This window comes from Desulfocicer niacini (assembly GCF_054657595.1).
On record NZ_BAAHYK010000024.1, the window covers coordinates 82,344 to 98,141 of the forward strand.

The window sequence follows — 15,798 nt, forward strand, 5'->3', positions numbered from 1 at the left end:
AGTGCCTTGGGGTGTTCGGGGCGGGGGATAAATGTTCACAGGGGGTTATCTGCGGTGTCCGTTAAGAAAGGGAGGGGGAATACAAAAAAAAGGCCAGCAGATACGTTCTGCTGACCTTTTATTTTTTTATGGTAGGCACGAGCAGGCTCGAACTGCTGACTTCTACCGTGTCGAGGTAGCGCTCTACCAACTGAGCTACGCGCCTTTATAAGAAAGCTTAACTACCACCATCCCCGGTGCATGTCAAGAAAGAATTTCGGTGGTTGGGCTTTTTTATGCGAAGGTATCATCAGCAGAATCTCCAACGGGAACCAGGTCCAGTCCCGGAGTGCTGGCGCCCCTTTTGTCATACCTGTTATTCGGAAATAAAGGCCCCTTGTATATCCTTTGTTTCCACTGGTTGTGCACCGTTCCTGGGTATGAACTTGATGGTCAGGGACTTGTCTGTGATGTCTGAAAGACTTAAGTTAAAAGAACCAAACGTCTGCATCATCAAAGCATCTGCAAGTTTTTTACCATTTCCCTGGTAGATGATGTCCACCACGGCATTGTCGGAACTCAATTCTTTGGTCTGGATATCCTTGATGCCGGACATGGTGTTTAGAATTTTTCTGAGCATGATAAAGCTTGAGAGATAATCGTCCCCCTCAATGCGGGTTTCAATGGCCTGGGGGCCCGATGCTTTGCCGGACCATGCCGCATCCAGTCTGCCCAGGAGTGTTTCCGCCGCCTGGGTACCTGACATTGTAAGGCTGTCCGATATGCCGGTTTGGCTGAAATCACTTTTAACCACGGCATCGGTGGTAAAAGAGGTGATCCGTTCTCCGGAGCTTACCTGGAAAGCCTCCAGGGCCACTGTGGATTTATATGCTTTTTCTGCACCCATGACATTGGATGCTTCTTCGGCCCTTGCTTTGGCCATTATCATGATCTCTGCGTTGAGTTTTAATGCCACTTTTAATGCGGCATCGGCATCATGGATAAAGTTAAACACAACCTCAAAAGACTGAATTTCTTGATCTGTGGGAGGCTCCATGGGGAGATAGTTGTTTTTCACAAGGACTTTTTTAAAGGCTTCCTGGGCAAAGGAGTGGAAAGGCATGGGGTTTTTCCCCCACCAGTAACGGGGCAGGATTTCATCGGGTACCTGTTCCGACATGAAAATCAAAATCCGGGGAAGGGTCTTGTCTTTATTCTGGATCCGGTATTTTGAAAAAAGGGCTTCCAGGGTCTGGGCGTTGAGAGTAGATTCCACGGCAACTATATAATGGCTGCCCTTCTCCATTTCGCCAAGCAGTTTGTAGGTGATGACATGGTCCTGGGCGGCACCTGTCAGCACATCGGACAGCAGGGGGAGGCTGGAGGATATTTCCGATGGGGTGAGCATGGAAAGAATGCCCTGGGACACGGCGGTATCAAGGGCGTCTTCAATGGCGGTTTTCTTTGCTTTGGAGATGTCCCCACCGACAATGGCATGTTTTCCAAGGGAAATCACAGTAAGGTTTCCCTGTTCCTGGGCTGCGGCATGGCTGCAGATACAGGCCAGTAAGAACATCAGAGCTACCGCTGTCATGGCAGCTGATTTAAATGGGTTCATTTCTCCTCCTGTGCCTTTGGGGCTATACATTTCTGGCGATGGCGTATTCTGCGATCATTATCATTGTGTCCATGGCCTGGCAGGGTGCAAAGTTTTTAAGGCTTTGTTTTGCCATGGACACATGGTGGGCGGCTTGTTCCTGTGTATATTCAATTCCCCTGTAGTGATGAAGACGTTCCTGAAGTTTTTGGAAATCATCTGCATTAAAGTTGGGGGCTGTAATGATACTGAACATCCAGGAGCGATCCTGGGGCGATGCATTTTCCAGGGCCTTGATCAGGGGCAGGGTTAATTTCCCCTCCCGGATATCGGCACCGGGGTTTTTACCAAGGGTGGCTGCCTTGGCCGTGTAATCCAATAGATCATCGGCCATCTGAAAGGCCATCCCCAGGTGATATCCGAAGTTGTCCAGGGCGATTTCCTTGTCTTTTTCGGCATGGGCCAGAATGGCACCGCTTCTGCAGGCGCCCTGGAGCAAAACTGCGGTTTTTCGCTTGATAACGGTCATGTACTGTGCTTCGGTCAGCTCGACATTGCCCCTTTGTTCCATCTGTTCAATTTCTCCCTGGGACATATCTTCAGTGATGCCGGCCATAACGGAAATGAGGGCCGGAATGCCGGTTGATGCCGCAAGGGACAGGGACCGGGCCAGGAGAAAATCCCCGGTCAGGACCACCTTGGGGCGACTCCATTGGGTGTGAGCCGCCGGTTTCCCCCGCCTTAAATCAGCCTCGTCCACCACATCGTCGTGGAGCAGAGTGGCGGCATGGAGATATTCAAAAATGGTGGAAAAGGAGATGGCATCAGCTCCCTGGTAATTACACAGGCGTGTGCTTAAAATCATTAACAGGGGTCTGATACGTTTCCCGCCGCTGAACAGGAGATGTCCGGCAATGTCCTTCACCAGGGACAGGTGGGGACTCAGGTTATCATGAAGCGCCGCCTCTATCTTTACTAGATCCTTTTCCACCAGTGATATCAGTCTGCGCTTCAATTCATCTTTCATGCCGTTTCTCCTGCCAAGTCATATTCATGGGTTTCTGTAATCTTTACATCAGTAAAGGTACCGATTTCAAGCCCTGAGCCATAAATAAATGTAATGCCGTCCACTTCAGGGGCTTGGAAGCGTGTCCTGCCAAGGTAAATACCCTCATCGGGATTTTCTTCCACAAGCACCTGAACCGTCTGGCCCAGATATTTTTGATTGTTGGTCTCTGAAATTTCAGATTGCCGGTTCATGATGATATCATGGCGTTCTTCCCTGAGAATTTCCGGCACATGGTTGTTTAGCCGGTGGGAGATCAGATCCTCTGAATCAGAATAGGGAAATACCCCCAGATGATCAAACCTGATATCTTCAATAAATTTCAACAGGGTCTGGAATTCTTCCTCCGTTTCTCCGGGAAACCCGGTGATGAGGGTGGTCCTTAACACGGCATGGGGGTCCATGGTGCGGATGGTCTCAAAAAGACGGTAAAGATCCTCCATGGTGTAATTGCGCCCCATGCGCTTGAGGGTTCGGGAGTCAGCATGCTGTATGGGAATATCGTAGTAACTGCAGATATTATCATTTTCGGCAATGGCCTTAATGACCCGCTCTTCAATGGATGAGGGATGGGTGTATAACAGGCGTATCCAGGCGGGATGGCTGGACTGAACCGTCGCAGCTTCTTTTGAAATCTTTTCCAGCAGGTGGCTTAAATGCACCGGAGGTGAAAGCTCCAGCCCGTAATCCGTGGTGTTTTCTCCCACCAGAATGATTTCATTGGCCCCCTGGGAGATAAGGGTAGTGGCCTCTTTTATCACGCTGTCCACCGTGCGGCTTCTCTGTATCCCCCGGAGGCGGGGGATGATGCAGTAGGTGCACTTGCGGTTACATCCTTCGGATACCTTGACATAGGCCGTGTAATCCAGAGTGAGTTTCCGGGGCAAAGGAAGGCCCTGAAGTTCCCGGGCACAGGGGTTAGGTAACAGGGTGATGACGGTTCCGGTATTGTCCTCAACGGCCTCCACAATGCTGTCGCAGGCCCCGGTGCCAAGAAATGCATCCACTTCGGGAAGGGCATCTGTCAGGGTATCCTCGCGGAAGCGTTCGGGCAGACACCCGGTGACCACCAGACGTCTGCAGGATCCTTCTTTTTTGTACCGGGCCAAGTCAAGGATGGTGTCAACGGCCTCTGCCGAGGCCGCTGCGATAAACCCGCAGGTGTTTATAATTATCACCTCTGCCCCGGAAGGGTCATGGGTGATATCATGGCCCCGGGATGCCAGCCGACCCAGCATGACTTCACTGTCCACCTGGTTTCGGCAGCATCCCAGGGTTTCAAGATAGATGATCATAAAGCCTTGGCCATCATGTCGCCCAGCTGTTTGCTGAACCGGGCCGGGTTGTCTATTTTTCCACCTTCACTGATGATGGCAATGTCTAATAGCAGCTCACTGTAGCTCTGGAGGGCTGGGTTACTGGTGTCGGTTTCAAAGATTTCCTTGATTTTGGCGATGACCGGATGCTTAACATTAAGCTCAAGGGATCTTTTCTGCTGCGGCGCATCTTGACCCGAAGCCTTCATGATTTTTTCCATGTAGGCGCTCATGCCGAAATCATCACCGGACAGGCATGCCACGGAATCTTTCAGACGTTTGGATATCTGAACATCTTTGACCTTGTCATCGAGTTTTTCCTTGATGAAATTAAAAAGAGGCGTGTAAGCGTCTTTTTCCTTTTCATCCACCTTGTCCAGATCCAGATCCCCTTTTTCTGCACTTTTAAGTTTTTTCTCCTTGTATTCAAACAGAGACTGGGTGACCCATTCATCCACGGGGTCCACCATGAGAATAACCTCATAATCCTTGGCCTTTAGGGCTTCCAGAAGCGGGCTATTGATCAGGGCATTCATGTTTTCGCCGGTGATATAATAAATTTCCTTTTGATCTTCGGGCATGTTTTCAATGTACTGATCAAGGGAAATATATTTACCATCGGACTTGGTGGTCTTATAACGCAGCAGTGCGGCAATGCGGTCTTTGTTTTCAAAGTCTGTGGGAATACCTGCTTTTATGGCCTGGCCGAATTCCTCATAGAAGGATTCGTATTTTTCATTGTCCATGTCCTCCAGCAGGCTGAAGGTTTTTTTTACCAGGTTTTTGCGGATATTCCTGACCAGCCGGTCTTCCTGGAGAATTTCACGGCTGACGTTGAGGTTCAGGTCCGGGGCATCCACCACGCCGTGGATAAAGCTTAAGTATTCGGGCAGCAGTTCCTTGCAGTCGTCCATGATGAACACCCGTTTGCAGTAAAGCTGCATGCCGTGCTTTCTTTCGGGACGGAACATGTCAAAGGGAGCCTTGGAGGGCAGAAACAAAAGGGCATCATACTCGGTGATGCCTTCAAATTTCTTGTGCAGGGTGGCAAGGGGTTTGTCCCAGTTGTGGCTGATGTGTTTGTAAAATTCTTCGTATTCTGTTTCGGTGACATCTTCGGGGTTTTTGGCCCAAATGGCCTTCATGGAGTTCAGGGTTTCGTCTGCCCTGACTTTTTTGAAAGTATCTCCCACAGGCTTGCCATCACTGTCTTTAATGATCTGGTCTTCTGGTAGAGGCTCTGTTTTCTCAACATTCATGATGACGGGGTAGGTGACAAAATCAGAGTGTTTTTTAATGATGTGGCGGATGGTGTATTCTTCTGTGAAATCCTGGTCCCCTTCTCCGACTTCCTTTAGTTCAAGGGTGATGGTGGTACCCCTGTCGGCCTTGTCCGTTTCTTCAATGGAATAGCTTCCCTTGCCATCGGATTCCCATTTGACACCTTTTTCGCTGCCGGCGGCCCGGGTTTCCAGGGTGATTTTATCTGCGGCAATAAAGGCACTGTAAAAGCCCACACCAAACTGGCCGATGAGCTCCGGGGACAGGACATTCTCGTCCTTGGATTTTTCCAGGGCTGCCATGAATGCTGCCGTGCCGCTTCTGGCAATGGTTCCAATGTTTTCATTGACCTCGTCATATGTCATGCCGATGCCGTTGTCAGTGATTGTAAAAGTCTTTTTTTCAGGATCAGTGGAAATCCTGATATGAAAATCATTGTCGCCCTCAAACAGCTCCGGCTGGGTCTGCTCTTTGAATCTTGCCTTGTCAATGGCATCGGAGGCATTGGAAACCAGCTCCCTGATAAAAATTTCCTTGTTGGAATAAAGGGAGTTGATGATCAGGTGCAACAGCTGCTGCACTTCGGTTTTAAATTCACACGTTTCTTTCTGTGTAGCCATGGTCTCTCCTGTGTCGATGATAAAATGTTTTGATTTTTTATCTCTGATTTTCATGTTACTATCTATGAAAAACGCAGAAAAAAATATTTTTTATTCCGGTGTATCCGGACAAATAAATTGGTTGTTCCGTCCAGACGGTTGTTTGTTGCCGTTGACATCGTCCGTTCGGATTTCATTTTGCCTTAAAAAATTGGTGCAAAATCAGGATTGTCAAGTTTATGATGGAATTTTGCCCTTTTGCTGGCCGGTTTTCCCAACTGTGGTTCAATTGTTGGGTTTCTTATAAGGGCATATGGGTTGTATTTTAAGGAGAATAGATACAATGCTTTCTGATATTCAGTAACAGGTTCTTGCAAAACTCATTGAAGGTGATCGTGCTTGGAACCTCAGGCCCTGATATTCCTATTAATACCCCCCCCCTGAAATCATCCATGCCATCCGACGATCCGTGGAGGATTTTGAAAAATGCTGACAGAAAATTTTTATGGGGTGGAAATTTACCGTGCCTTGCGCAGGCAGGGGTTTTTTTTCTTCTGGCAGACTGGGCAGTTCACTGGCAGGATATTTTCAAGAAAAAACTGGGTCTGTGCGGTGATACGGCAAAACTTTTCATGCAGGATATGCACACCCGGCTGGTGTATTTTGATACCGGTGTGGTCAAGCCCCCCCCTTCAACGTCTTGGAGTCATGTCGGAGTTTTCCGGCCTACCCTTTGATATTTTACCTGTTTCTTTAAAAGTGCTGCAGAAAAAAATAAGGCGTGCACTGTGTGAATTTGATGGAGAAATTGTATGACGGACAAACCGATTCCTTTGCCGCCGGTATTCTATGAAATGGCCTTTGATTTTCTCCGTGAAGTGATGCAGAAAAGTGAAGATCCCCAGGCCATGGCAACCCTGATTGCTCAAAAATATCGGGAACTCACCGGGGCACAGACAGTCCTTTTTTTTCAGAACCTGGCCTTGTTTGGCGGGTCGTCGTTCCGGGTCTTAACCGTTGAGCCCTGGCGGCGCAGGTGTCTGGCTGAGACAGAGGCCATCATGGAAACCGTGCACAGGATATCCCTTGACACAAAGATCGATGTCATCAAACCCTTTGAGGACACCTGTAACGAAAGCCTTGTGTCCATAGCGATGCCTTTGTTAAACAGCCGGGGAGAAAACCTTGGTGTTGTCATGATACTCAATTTTCCGGATGATCCCCGCCATTTGTCCCTGATTCTTGACAGTATCAAATTCCTTACCGGTTATATCAGTCCGGTTTTTCATAATGCCCTCACCCATGAGTTCCAGGAAAACCTTATCGCGGAGAAGACCAGGGCACTGGAACAAGAGATTCAACAGCGTAAGGAAATGCAGCAGATTACGGATCGTCAGAAAATTTTGCTGGAAACCATCATAAATGCAATTCCAAACATTATCTGCCTGAAAGATGGTGAAGGCCGCTGGATCAAGGTAAATGACTATGGAATTGATTTTTTCCAACTTTCCAGCATGGACTACAACGGCAAAACCACGGGAGAACTTGCCGGGTTAAATCCTTTTTATAGAGAAACATTTCTTAACGCAGAGTTCACAGATCAAAGAGCCTGGGAACTTAAAAACAATTTCCAGAAAGAAGAAATAATTCCCCGGCCGGACGGTTTTTTTCGGATTTTTGATATTTTGAAAATTCCCCTGTTTAATCCCGATGGCAGTCGGCACGCGCTGGTTGTTGTCGGGCGGGACATCACAGAGAAAAAACAGGCGGAGCAAGTTTTAAAACAGGCAAAGGAGGAATGGGAGAAAACCTTTGATGCCATTGCCGATATCATCACCATCATAGATGATGACTTTAAAGTTGTCCGGGCCAACAAGGCTGCGGTGGCCTTTTTTATGGCTAAACACAAGGAAAGAGCCCGTACGATGCCCGCTGAAAAAGACGATAATGCCATCATTGGTATGTATTGTCATGATCTTTTTCGTGGAATTTCAACGGTTTGTCCTGAACGTCCGAAATTTCTTTCAACAGGGGATATGTGCAGCCATGACAAGATAGTGGAACATAAAGATCTGGGCAAAATATTTCATGTCTCCTCATGTCCTATACTGGATAAAGACAACAAGACAAGCCTGCTTGTTCATGTGGCCAAGGATATAACCGAGCATAAGAGACTTGAAGAAGAACTGTTTCAGGCTCACAAGATGGAGGCCATCGGCACCCTGGCTGGCGGTATTGCCCATGACTTTAACAATATCCTTTCGGCCATCATTGGTTTTTCTGAGCTTGCCGTTATGGAGCTTCCCCAGGATTCCGCTGCCGTGGAAAGCATACAAGAGGTGTTAAAGGCCAGTAGACGTGCCGCCGACCTGGTGAAACAGATCCTTGCCTTCAGCCGAAAATCAGACCTCCACATCACCCCTCTCCTGCCCCAGGTCATCGTCAAGGATGCCTTGAAAATGTTGAGATCCTCCTTGCCCACAAGTATTGAAATTCGGGAAAATATCCATGAGAACTGCGGTAAAATCATGGCGGACCCCACCACTATTCATCAAATTGTTGTAAATTTATGCACCAATGCCCTGCATGCCATGGAACATGAAAAAGGGATTTTAACTGTTAATTTACAGCCGGAATATCTTCATGCCCGGGAGATCCATGGAGAGAACAATATGTTGTCAGGTTCTTTTGTTGTTATCAAAATCAGCGACACAGGCCATGGCATTGACCCTGCAATAATGGATCGTATTTTTGAACCCTATTTTACCACCAAGCCCGTGGATAAAGGAACAGGGCTTGGCCTTGCCGTTGTCCATGGTATTGTTGAGGATTGCAATGGTTGTATCAGGGTGGAAAGTAAACCGGGGCAGGGTACAACTTTTTGTGTTTACTTTCCGGCCCTGGGCGATAATGTAGCCATGGTGTCCGAAGAGGACTTGCCTGAAGCTGGACCAACGGACGGGCAGCGGATTCTATTGGTGGATGATGAGGCCATGATTATCAAGCTAAACAAAACCATACTGGAACGGCTGGGATACAAGGTGAGCACTGCCACCAACAGTCTTGATGGATTGGAACGGATTTTTATGGATCCCCATGGTTTTGACCTGGTTATTACGGATCAGACCATGCCCGCCATGACCGGGGTGGAACTGGCCCAACGTATTTTAGATATCAGACCCGATTTGCCCATTATTCTCTGCACCGGATATAGCGCCATACTGTCCGAAGAAGACGCCTTGGCGGTGGGCATAAAGAAATACCTTAAAAAACCTGTCAATAGAGCTGAGCTTTCCAAAGCAGTGCAGGATGTGCTTGAGCAAGTGTGATAATTTTTATCAAGGTATTGTTTTTTCAGCCAGTTTCATGTACAAAAAGCTTCATGATTGGAAAATGGAGAAGGGATAGATCATGCATTACGAAGGACAAATAATAAGGTCCCCCAGTGAGGCAAACAGTATTTTGCTGCAGGCAACAGTGGGATGTTCCCACCGTAAATGCACCTTTTGCGGAGCCTATCCCGGACAACGCTTTACAATCAAAAAAGATGAAATTCTTTTTGAAGACATTGATTTTGCATCTAAGCATTGCCGGAATCAGAACCGACTTTTTATCTGTGATGGAGATGCGTTGATCATGCCCCAACGCCGATTGGTTCCCATTTTAGAAGCCATTGGGAAAAAATTGCCCTGGGTGGAGCGGGTGGGCGTCTATGCCAACACCAAAAGCATCTGCATGAAAACAGAAAAAGAGCTTCGAGAACTTAGACAGCTGGGGCTTAAAATTGCTTACATGGGGTTGGAAACCGGAGATGATGTCACCCTGAAAAAAGCTAACAAAGGAGCAGACTCCCAACGGATGATTGATATGGGAAAAAAGATCCGGAAGGCGGGAATCAAGCTATCCATAACCGTGTTGCTTGGACTTGCAGGCAGTGAACGGTCAGATATTCACGCCCGGGAAACCGGTCGAGTGCTTTCTGCCATAGATCCTGAGTACGTGGGGGCTTTGAGTCTCATGCTGGTGCCGGGAACTCCCCTGCACAAAGATCATGAAGAAGGCAAATTTGATCTTATTTCCCCGGAACAAATGCTGATGGAGCTTGGCACCATGATTGCTACCAGCCATCTTACCAATGGCCTGTTTCACGGCAACCATGCCTCCAATTATGTTCCCATCCGGGCTCGATTGCCCCGGGACAGGGAAAAAACCCTGGAACTCATTACCCGGGCATTGAAGGGAAAAGTGTCTTTAAAGCCGGAATATATGCGAGCACTTTAATAAAAAAATATAAAAGGGGTCCAAAAACCCTGGAAAACCAACGTAAAGCGGCAATGGGAGATTCCCCTTGCCTTTTTTATCACACAGGAGAGAAAAATGGCGGCTGCCACCCAAGACCTTGATCAGCAATGTATTAACACCATCAGAACCCTTGCCATGGATGCTATCCAAAAGGCAAACTCCGGACACCCCGGTGCCCCCATGGGCCTTGCCCCCACAGCCCATGTGCTCTGGAGCCGGTTTCTGAAACACAATCCCAAAAATCCTTCCTGGATTGACCGGGATCGATTTGTCCTTTCCGGGGGGCATGCATCCATGCTTCTTTACAGCATGCTTTATCTCAATGGATATGGCCTGGAACTGGATGATTTGAAAAATTTCAGACAGTGGGAAAGTAAAACCCCGGGGCATCCCGAGTATGGACACACCGCAGGCGTTGAAACCACAACCGGCCCTCTGGGCCAGGGCATTGCCAATGCCGTGGGTATGGCTATGGCCGAACGGCACATGGCGGCTCGTTTTAACAAGACAGATGCCGAGCTGATCAACCATTTTACCTATGTGATGTGCGGGGATGGGGATCTTATGGAAGGTGTTGCTATGGAAGCGGCTTCCCTGGCAGGTCATCTGGGGCTTGGACGTCTGATCCTCCTTTATGATGATAATTCCATTTCCATTGAGGGCAGTACAGATATTGCCTTCACCGAAGATGTCAAGGCCAAGTTTGAGGCCATGAACTGGCATGTGGTGCACGTGGCCGACGGCAATGATACAGAAGCCATTGCCCGGGCCATTGAGGCCGGTAAGGCGGAAACACAAAAGCCTACCATGATCAAGGTTACCACCCACATTGCCTATGGCAGCCCCAATAAGCAGGATACCGCCGGTGCCCATGGGTCTCCATTGGGTGCCGAAGAGATTCGTCTGGTCAAGGCCTTTTACGGCGTGCCCGAGGATAAGGATTTTTATGTGCCAGAGGAGGTGCTCACCGCCTGTCGCAGATCCATTGAGCTTGGTGCTGAAAAAGAGGATGCGTGGCAAGAGATTTTTGACGGGTATAGAAAGTCATATCCTGAACTGGCCGATGGCTTTGTGGATGCCATCAGCGGTTTTCTCACAGCTGGCTGGGAGAAAGATATTCCACAGTTTAAGGTAGGTGATGATCCCATGGCCACACGGGCCGCATCGGGTAAGGTCCTTAATGCAATTGCCAAGAATCTGCCCGTACTCATGGGAGGCTCTGCTGACCTTGCCCCTTCCAACAAAACCTTTCTGGATGGTTTTGATGTGTTTCAAAAAGATGCCTATGGCGGTAGAAATATCAGGTTCGGTGTGCGGGAGCATGCCATGGCCTCCATTATGTCCGGCATGTATCTCCATAGTGGCGTCCGGCCCTATGGTGGAACTTTTCTGGTGTTTGCCGATTATTTAAGGCCTGCTGTACGGGTGGCATCTCTCATGAAACTGCCACTGATCTATGTGCTTACCCATGACAGCGTGGCCGTGGGAGAAGATGGCCCCACCCATCAGCCGGTGGAACATCTGGCCTCCTTACGGGCCATTCCCGGCCTTCAGGTGATTCGACCCGCCGATGCCAGAGAGACCGCCGAAGCCTGGATGAAGGCATTGATGACCGATGATGCCCCCACCGCCCTGCTTTTAAGCCGTCAGAAGCTGCCCATTCTGGATCGCGTGGGGTGTGATGGAGATCTGCGCTATGGGGCCTATGTGCTTAAAGATATGGACAAGGACAAGGACATTGATCTTATTCTCATCGGTACCGGTTCCGAGGTGCATATCTGCGTGGATGCCGCAGAACAGCTGTCAGAAAAGGGCATCAACTCTCGGGTGATCAGCATGCCCAGTTGGGAGCTGTTTGAAAAAGCTCCGGCACCCTACAAGGAGCGAATTTTGCCCAGCGATGTCAAGGCCCGAATTGCCGTGGAAGCTGGGATTTCCATGGGTTGGGAGCGTTATGTGGGCGATGGTGGCCAGACCATTGGTATTGACCGGTTCGGTGCATCTGCTCCCGGTGGCAAGGTGCTGGCTGAGTTTGGTTTCACCGCAGAAAATATTGTTAAAAACGCCCTGGAGCTTTTGAACCCATAAGAGCGTACATGGGGGCTTACTTCTGTTCGTCTTTCTGGATCGAAAAAACATAAGCAGTCTTTTCGCTAGAAGCTATGAACAGTGAGCACAGAAAAAATAAAAAGAAACCGGACGGAATTCATTGTTCGTTCGGTTTTTTTGTCAGGGTCGCGTTGTGTGAATCAATTTCAGTTTGCTCAAGTATGAGATCAAATATTTAATTTGTAGAATTAAAAGCATAGCCATAATAGAAACATAAAAATGGCAAAAAGAATAATATAAAAAAGTTTTTTTATCCGTTTTCGAGCTTTGCTTCTTTCATCCATTAAAATCCAGTGATAACCCATTTCTTTGTGTTCCTTTTTTAAAGGTAGAATATGTCTCGAGCATATATGGAGTGCTGTTAACAAAAAAATCTGGTGTTGTCAATGGTTTTTGGGGGGGGATGTGGAATAATTGTAAATGCAGCCGTTGTCGTGCTGATCATAACGAGTTTTTTTTAGAACATCTATAACTTTTTGGAATTGTTAATATTATAGGTCTTGAAAATAAATTTAACCTCTTTGAGAGCATCAATCCAAGCTAATTTTAAGAGAGTGGTTTACGTTAAAACCATGGTCTTTACCAAATTCGGTGGATGGCCATGGTTTATATGTGCTTGATGTAACTATGGTGCTAATTTGCGCCATATTTTTCCAAATAGACATTGATTTTTGTCAGCATGGTGTCATCAATGAGGACACGACCATTGATCTCTTTGTTGTGAAGAAGGCTTTTGATCTCTTCCAGGGTGACAATGGCAAACACCGGAACAGCCAGGATATCTGCCACCTCCGTCAGTGCGTTTTGATCCCCTTTCCCTTTTTCTTGGCGGTTTACACTGATGACAATACCTTCCACCCTGGGATTGCTGTTGTTTTTTAAAACTTCAATGGACTCTCTGATAGCCTTGCCCGATGTGATGACATCATCCACAAGTATCAGGCGGGTTTCCGCCGTCAAACCCATGCCCACCAATGTGCTTTTGTCCGCATAGGTTTTGGCCTCTTTGCGGTTAAACAGGTATCCTTTGTCAATGCCCCTTGCAGCCAGGCCCATGGCGGTGGTGATGCAAAGGGGGATACCTTTATATGCAGGTCCATAGATGCCGTCAAAGTTGTCGCCAAAGTGGGCGGTGATGGCATGGGCATAATAGGTGCCCAGGCGGGCTATCTTTTCTCCTGTATCAAACATGCCGGTGTTGATGAAGTAAGGCGCCACCCGCCCGCTCTTAAGGGTGAATTCACCAAATTTTAATGCATCACATGCCACAAGAAATTCTATAAAATCGCTTTTGTATTTTTCCATTTTTCCATCCGTATTATCTGGTGTTCCTCGGCTGTCCCGATGTTTGTCTGCCGGGAGTGCCTGGGGTTATTGTCGTTTGCACAGGGGCTGGTCGGAATTTATCCAGGCAGATTTTCACCGCAGCGCCAGGACGCATAGCTAGCCAATGGGACTTCTGCGCCTGATTTCAAAAGGGCTGTCCTGTTGAAATCTCTCATTTTTTTAAGTTGTTCCGAGTTGAAAACAGGGCCGTCAATGCACACTCGCTCCGATCCGCACACACATGCCCCGCAGGCCCCGAATCCGCATCTCATATACCGTTCCAGGGAAACTTGACAGGAAATTTTTTCTTTTTCGCAGATATCAAAAATCCGCTTCATCATGATTTCAGGGCCGCAGGCATAGACCATATCAAAGCGGGTTTTTGATATGGCCTGTTCAAGAAGTTCGGTGACAAAGCCTTTGTGCCCAAAACTGCCGTCATCGGTGCAGTATTGACCGTTCATGTATTCAAAACGCTCTTTGAACAAAAGAAGAGCCTTTGATCGCGCCCCCTGGATGAGGGTAGTTCTGTCATTGTCCAGCACGTCCATCAACGGGGCCACCGGGGCTGTGCCGCATCCCCCGGCCACCACACATACCAGGCCTTTTATTTTTGTGTTAAAACCATTGCCAAAGGGCCCCCGGATACCCAGCAGGTCGCCCGGGTTCATGGCCGCCGCTTTTCTGGAAAAGCGGCCCTTGGCTTCCACGGTGATTCCAAATTCTCCGGGGCCATGGTAGGAGATGGTATATGGTTTTTCATCTATGCCGGGAATCCAGAGCATGACAAACTGGCCCGGCTGAAATTCAATGCTTCCATTAAAAAAAAGGGTGACATGGTCCGGGGTTTCACGCTTTGTCCGAGCCACCTTCAGCATCATCGGTTTTTTTTCCACCGGGATATTTATTTTTTCCATAATTTATATTCGTCCTTTTTTCTGGTGAGAATTACCGCCTCTTTTTGATGGTCAGTGGGCAGCACCCCGGATATCTTCCAGGGTACACCCATGGTCGGCCAGCCACAGATCCATTTCATCGGTGACCTTCTGGAATACATCAATCCCCCGGTGGGTTACGGCGGTGCCCATGCCGATGAGGGTGGCACCTGCCATGATCATCTCTATGGCATCTGCCCCGCTGGAAATGCCCCCCAAGCCGATGATGGGAAGGGATGTGGCCTCAAAAATTTCATAGACACATCGAACGGCAACAGGTCTTATCATTGGGCCGGAAAGGCCGCCTTTTTTAAAGGCCAGAATGGGGGTTCGGCTCTCTATATCAATGAGCATGCCGGGGCCCAGGGTGTTGATGGCACAGATGGCATCTGCCCCGGCATTTTCGCATGCCTTTGCAATGTCACCGATGTTTAAGGCCTGGGGGGTCAGCTTGGCAATCAGGGGAATATTGTTCGCAACCTCTTTGACGGCTTTGACCACATCAAAGGAGGCTGTTGTACTGGTACCAAACAGCATGCCGTGTTTTTCCGAATTGGGGCAGGAAATGTTGAGCTCAATGAAGTCAGGTTTTTTTTCTGCCACGTAACGGGCCACCTGCTGGAATTCATATGTCGACGCACCATAAACGCTTGCAATGATGGGAAAGGATCTCCTTGAAAGGGCTTCCCATTCCTTTTCCATATGAAGATGCCCGGGGGAGGGCAGGCCCACGGCGTTAATCATTCCATGACCAAGGTCAATGACTGTGGGGTTGTTGTGCCCGTCCCGGGGTTCCGGGCCGATGGATTTCATGGTCACCAGGCCGCAGCCTGATGCATGGACCCTTTGTAAGATATCAAAATTGTTTCCAAGTATTCCCGATGCCAGAACCGTGGGGTTGATTAAGTGTTTCCCCAGAAAATCCACGTGCATAGTTATTATATCCTGTGGCAAAAAGTTCAAAGTTGCCTGTTTATATCATTATCCATGCAAAAGAACAATTGGTGCCGGGCCTACCCTCATAACCCTCTGAAATATTATTGGGGGGCTTGCTCATAAGATGGGCCAGCGATCACATAGCTTGACCCCTCCCCAACATGGCCCATCTTATGAACAATCTCAATTTTTGCCATCATCAGCAGTAAGAATTTTCAGTTTAAAAGGGAGAAAAGGGAAAAAGTATATTTTTTCAAAAATTAATTTTATAATTATTTTAGGTTGTTATTTTTTTTATGAAAAATAAATAAAAAAAGTGTTTGACAAGGAGGTCCTTTGCATGTAGTTTCAC

The 15,798-nt window shown here is 48.1% G+C and carries 11 protein-coding genes and 1 tRNA gene; 4 read left to right on the forward strand and 8 right to left on the reverse strand.

Annotated elements, in window-relative coordinates; translation table 11 throughout:
• Nucleotides 1–129: 129 nt before the first annotated feature.
• From ACYQ2M_RS14245 to htpG, 5 genes are all read right to left on the reverse strand, one after another.
• A tRNA-Val gene (locus ACYQ2M_RS14245) sits at nt 130–205 on the reverse strand.
• Nucleotides 206–355: 150 nt separating this feature from the next.
• Nucleotides 356–1,597 carry a hypothetical protein gene (locus ACYQ2M_RS14250; protein WP_459917027.1) on the reverse strand — a complete coding sequence of 414 codons (1,242 nt, stop codon included), beginning with the start codon at nt 1,595–1,597 and terminating at the stop codon, nt 356–358.
• A 22-nt stretch (nt 1,598–1,619) separates the two neighbouring features.
• Nucleotides 1,620–2,603, reverse strand: coding sequence for a polyprenyl synthetase family protein (locus ACYQ2M_RS14255; protein WP_459917028.1), 984 nt, complete (start codon nt 2,601–2,603; stop codon nt 1,620–1,622).
• Nucleotides 2,600–3,937 (reverse strand): 30S ribosomal protein S12 methylthiotransferase RimO, encoded by a 1,338-nt coding sequence (gene rimO, locus ACYQ2M_RS14260; RefSeq protein WP_459917029.1) that lies wholly within the window; start codon nt 3,935–3,937, stop codon nt 2,600–2,602. Before rimO ends, ACYQ2M_RS14255 begins: the two co-directional genes overlap by 4 nt.
• Entirely contained in the window at nt 3,934–5,859 is a 1,926-nt protein-coding gene (htpG, locus tag ACYQ2M_RS14265; RefSeq protein ID WP_459917030.1) for a molecular chaperone HtpG, read from the reverse strand. The genes rimO and htpG overlap by 4 nt, the downstream gene beginning before the upstream one ends.
• 458 nt (nt 5,860–6,317) lie before the next feature.
• Here htpG and ACYQ2M_RS14270 point away from each other — a divergent pair, with 458 nt between their 5' ends.
• From ACYQ2M_RS14270 to tkt, 4 genes are all read left to right on the forward strand, one after another.
• Nucleotides 6,318–6,575, forward strand: coding sequence for a DUF1638 domain-containing protein (locus ACYQ2M_RS14270; protein WP_459917031.1), 258 nt, complete (start codon nt 6,318–6,320; stop codon nt 6,573–6,575).
• A 75-nt stretch (nt 6,576–6,650) separates the two neighbouring features.
• Nucleotides 6,651–9,167 carry a PAS domain-containing hybrid sensor histidine kinase/response regulator gene (locus ACYQ2M_RS14275; protein ID WP_459917032.1) on the forward strand — a complete coding sequence of 839 codons (2,517 nt, stop codon included), beginning with the start codon at nt 6,651–6,653 and terminating at the stop codon, nt 9,165–9,167.
• Nucleotides 9,168–9,249: 82 nt separating this feature from the next.
• Complete coding sequence (locus tag ACYQ2M_RS14280) at nt 9,250–10,119, forward strand: radical SAM protein (protein WP_459917033.1); 870 nt, start codon at nt 9,250–9,252, stop codon at nt 10,117–10,119.
• A gap of 96 nt (nt 10,120–10,215) precedes the next feature.
• Complete coding sequence (gene tkt, locus ACYQ2M_RS14285; RefSeq protein ID WP_459917034.1) at nt 10,216–12,228, forward strand: transketolase; 2,013 nt, start codon at nt 10,216–10,218, stop codon at nt 12,226–12,228.
• Between the two features lie 654 nt (nt 12,229–12,882).
• Here the strand turns inward: tkt and pyrE are convergent.
• The 3 genes from pyrE to ACYQ2M_RS14300 all read right to left on the reverse strand — a co-directional run bounded on the left by pyrE (nt 12,883) and on the right by ACYQ2M_RS14300 (nt 15,443).
• Complete coding sequence (gene pyrE / locus ACYQ2M_RS14290; protein WP_459917035.1) at nt 12,883–13,554, reverse strand: orotate phosphoribosyltransferase; 672 nt, start codon at nt 13,552–13,554, stop codon at nt 12,883–12,885.
• Between the two features lie 98 nt (nt 13,555–13,652).
• Nucleotides 13,653–14,492: a dihydroorotate dehydrogenase electron transfer subunit gene (locus ACYQ2M_RS14295; RefSeq protein WP_459917036.1), complete on the reverse strand. Its 840-nt coding sequence runs from the start codon at nt 14,490–14,492 to the stop codon at nt 13,653–13,655.
• 51 nt (nt 14,493–14,543) lie between these two features.
• The gene (locus tag ACYQ2M_RS14300; protein WP_459917037.1) at nt 14,544–15,443 is read right to left on the reverse strand and encodes a dihydroorotate dehydrogenase; all 900 of its coding nucleotides are present in this window, start codon (nt 15,441–15,443) and stop codon (nt 14,544–14,546) included.
• Between the last annotated feature and the right edge of the window lie 355 nt (nt 15,444–15,798).

Coding starts and splice junctions, on each gene's coding strand:
- rimO (WP_459917029.1), bottom strand. CDS start 3,937: ATGATCATCTATCTTGAAACCCTGGGATGCTGCCGAAACCAGGTGGAC.
- ACYQ2M_RS14280 (WP_459917033.1), top strand. CDS start 9,250: ATGCATTACGAAGGACAAATAATAAGGTCCCCCAGTGAGGCAAACAGT.
- tkt (WP_459917034.1), top strand. CDS start 10,216: ATGGCGGCTGCCACCCAAGACCTTGATCAGCAATGTATTAACACCATC.
- ACYQ2M_RS14300 (WP_459917037.1), bottom strand. CDS start 15,443: ATGCACGTGGATTTTCTGGGGAAACACTTAATCAACCCCACGGTTCTG.
- ACYQ2M_RS14255 (WP_459917028.1), bottom strand. CDS start 2,603: ATGAAAGATGAATTGAAGCGCAGACTGATATCACTGGTGGAAAAGGAT.
- ACYQ2M_RS14295 (WP_459917036.1), bottom strand. CDS start 14,492: ATGGAAAAAATAAATATCCCGGTGGAAAAAAAACCGATGATGCTGAAG.
- ACYQ2M_RS14250 (WP_459917027.1), bottom strand. CDS start 1,597: ATGAACCCATTTAAATCAGCTGCCATGACAGCGGTAGCTCTGATGTTC.
- ACYQ2M_RS14275 (WP_459917032.1), top strand. CDS start 6,651: ATGACGGACAAACCGATTCCTTTGCCGCCGGTATTCTATGAAATGGCC.
- pyrE (WP_459917035.1), bottom strand. CDS start 13,554: ATGGAAAAATACAAAAGCGATTTTATAGAATTTCTTGTGGCATGTGAT.
- htpG (WP_459917030.1), bottom strand. CDS start 5,859: ATGGCTACACAGAAAGAAACGTGTGAATTTAAAACCGAAGTGCAGCAG.